The sequence below is a fragment of the Proteus sp. fly-1067 genome (assembly GCF_040139345.1).
Lineage (GTDB): Bacteria > Pseudomonadota > Gammaproteobacteria > Enterobacterales > Enterobacteriaceae > Proteus > Proteus vulgaris_B.
Window position 1 is genome coordinate 1 of sequence record NZ_JBEEUL010000039.1, and the last position, 1,977, is coordinate 1,977.

Below are 1,977 nucleotides of genomic sequence, written 5' to 3' on the forward strand. Positions count from 1 at the left end.
AGATAACTGTTGCTTACCTAATGTAGCAGTATTTTCAGGAGTTAAAACAAAACAGCCGAGCAGTGAGTTCGGGGTTACGGCGAGATAAAGCCCACGGATGGGCTTAGTCATGAAAGCCAAGTTTTGTTTTGGTAGCTTCAAGGAATAACTTGGTAGCAATGCTCGCGTTAGCAAATGCATAATCAACCATTCTGCTAACAACAGCTTCAGCGCCCTTTTCTTTTACCATATCGAGAAGCGTTTTTTTATCTTCATCAGGTAGGTTAACGGCTCTGATCATTGCTTCTAAGTTTTTAATGGTGCTTTCGTGAATTTTTATGTTAACAACGTTTAATTTGTTACCAAGAGTATCGGCGTTAGCGCAGTCAACACCATCAGCGGTTAACCCCACTTTGTGAATATTAAAAGAATAGGGCTCATCATCGACAACACCGATTCTCACAGCACCGTCTTGTACTAACCCTCTTTTTTGCAAATAGTCCAACTCTCTTGCTAGTTGGTCTTCTCCGAATTCTTCCAGTAACTCGTTAAATTTATCCTGAGTTATTGGTTTCATTAAGAATTCTCTATTATTTAATGCTTGAATAATCATTTCTTGCCTCTCAGATAGAACGTGCATGTTGTTTTCCTTTTTCATTGGTGGGGGTGAACACATTGTAATCAATTTCTTTGGTGGGGACTAGAGAAACCACTGACGCCCTAAGTGGATAAATAAACGGGCACAGTTAACTAATTACAGTCCATTCCGTGGGCTGTGGTGAGTTGATTAATAGATAGGAGATAGAGATGGATAAAGAGAAAGAAAATGAGTACAGGAAAAGACTTCTTGAGTTTTTCTATCCATTCCTTGCAAACGTAGAGCTTGGAAATATTTCAGCAACAGAAAACGCAGAAAATCTAGTTAATGCTTTTATAAACTTTTATGAAGATGGCTACTTTTCGCCGCCATATCTATAAAAATCACCTTAACTAGCATCGTATTTAGTTAATAACGGAGGGAGTATGACATGCCAATGTTCAAAGTGGCTTGTAAATGGAATGGCGAGCCTTGGGAAAAGGATATTGAAGCAGAAGATGAAGGTGATTGTGCAGAGCATATTTATTTATGGGCAGTAATTGGAGCTAAGGCAAACATCACGGAATTAGATATCAAAGAAATACCTCAGCAGTAACCCACCGCACCAACACCAGAGAAACTAAATAACAATCACTATCTCAGTAGTGAGAATTTCGCATGAACATAGACACTATATTCAGCGCCCTACTTCTATTCGTAGTCATTTCATTAAGTCTAATTATCGCAAGGTAAATTATGAAAATTAACCAAGATATTTTCCGTCTGGCGCAAGCTCAGGCGCAGGTAGCTATTCGCCAGAAATGTGAGGATATCTGGTGGTTAGCAATGGAATTACTCAAAGAAAGCTATCAGGAGGGTTTATGCAAATAGCCTTCAAAAATGCTCAAGGAATGGGGGTTAACACAGACGGAAAAACAGTCATGGAATTTGACGAAAGTAGCAAACTTAGCATTGAGACAGGAAGTTTCGCTGAGTTGGCTAAGTTAACGGAGATTGACTCAGTTGAGGCAATGGAATATGTACTCGATTGTGACGATGAATCGCTTGAACGGACTATCAATGCAATAGGCAAGGAAGCCTTTATTAACAGGATATTACGTGTTTCTAAGCTAAGGAGAGTTGCGTGACACACCATCAGCAGTGGCTAGAAGAATTACGCAGGAAGCGTAAAGAATCGCAGGAACGCGAACACGATGAATTTATGTATCAAACGGAAGTGTTAGGACGACAAGGATTGTCGATACCGTTAAAGGATTTTGCAGGAGATTTTCAATGAACGTTTCTAATTCCTACCCTACCGATAAATACCCTCAATTAACATCACCGTCACTAGCAAAAAACAGAGAGGAAGCTCTGGCTCAAGCTATTGCAATGATTGAGGGTCATTTGCCGAATACGAG

Annotated in this window: 6 protein-coding genes; 5 read left to right on the forward strand and 1 reads right to left on the reverse strand. The window is 39.9% G+C overall.

The annotated features are described in order from the left end of the window. Positions 1-103 precede the first annotated feature (103 nt). Complete coding sequence (locus tag ABN217_RS18835) at positions 104-619, reverse strand: hypothetical protein (protein ID WP_161750353.1); 516 nt, start codon at positions 617-619, stop codon at positions 104-106. A gap of 167 nt (positions 620-786) precedes the next feature. On the opposite strand from ABN217_RS18835, the gene ABN217_RS18840 reads away from it, so the two are divergent. The 5 genes from ABN217_RS18840 to ABN217_RS18860 all read left to right on the forward strand — a co-directional run bounded on the left by ABN217_RS18840 (position 787) and on the right by ABN217_RS18860 (position 1,853). Further along, on the forward strand, positions 787-957 hold the full coding sequence (locus ABN217_RS18840; protein WP_349459791.1) for a hypothetical protein: 171 nt from the start codon (positions 787-789) through the stop codon (positions 955-957). A gap of 50 nt (positions 958-1,007) precedes the next feature. After that, a complete protein-coding gene (locus ABN217_RS18845) occupies positions 1,008-1,172 on the forward strand; it encodes a hypothetical protein (RefSeq protein ID WP_162557014.1) in 165 nt (54 codons plus the stop codon). 140 nt (positions 1,173-1,312) lie between these two features. Next, the gene (locus ABN217_RS18850; protein WP_255310961.1) at positions 1,313-1,447 is read left to right on the forward strand and encodes a hypothetical protein; all 135 of its coding nucleotides are present in this window, start codon (positions 1,313-1,315) and stop codon (positions 1,445-1,447) included. Continuing rightward, complete coding sequence (locus ABN217_RS18855; protein ID WP_349459793.1) at positions 1,438-1,704, forward strand: hypothetical protein; 267 nt, start codon at positions 1,438-1,440, stop codon at positions 1,702-1,704. The genes ABN217_RS18850 and ABN217_RS18855 overlap by 10 nt, the downstream gene beginning before the upstream one ends. Beyond that, positions 1,701-1,853, forward strand: a complete 153-nt coding sequence (locus tag ABN217_RS18860) for a hypothetical protein (RefSeq protein ID WP_349459795.1) — start codon at positions 1,701-1,703, stop codon at positions 1,851-1,853. Before ABN217_RS18855 ends, ABN217_RS18860 begins: the two co-directional genes overlap by 4 nt. Positions 1,854-1,977: the final 124 nt, after the last annotated feature.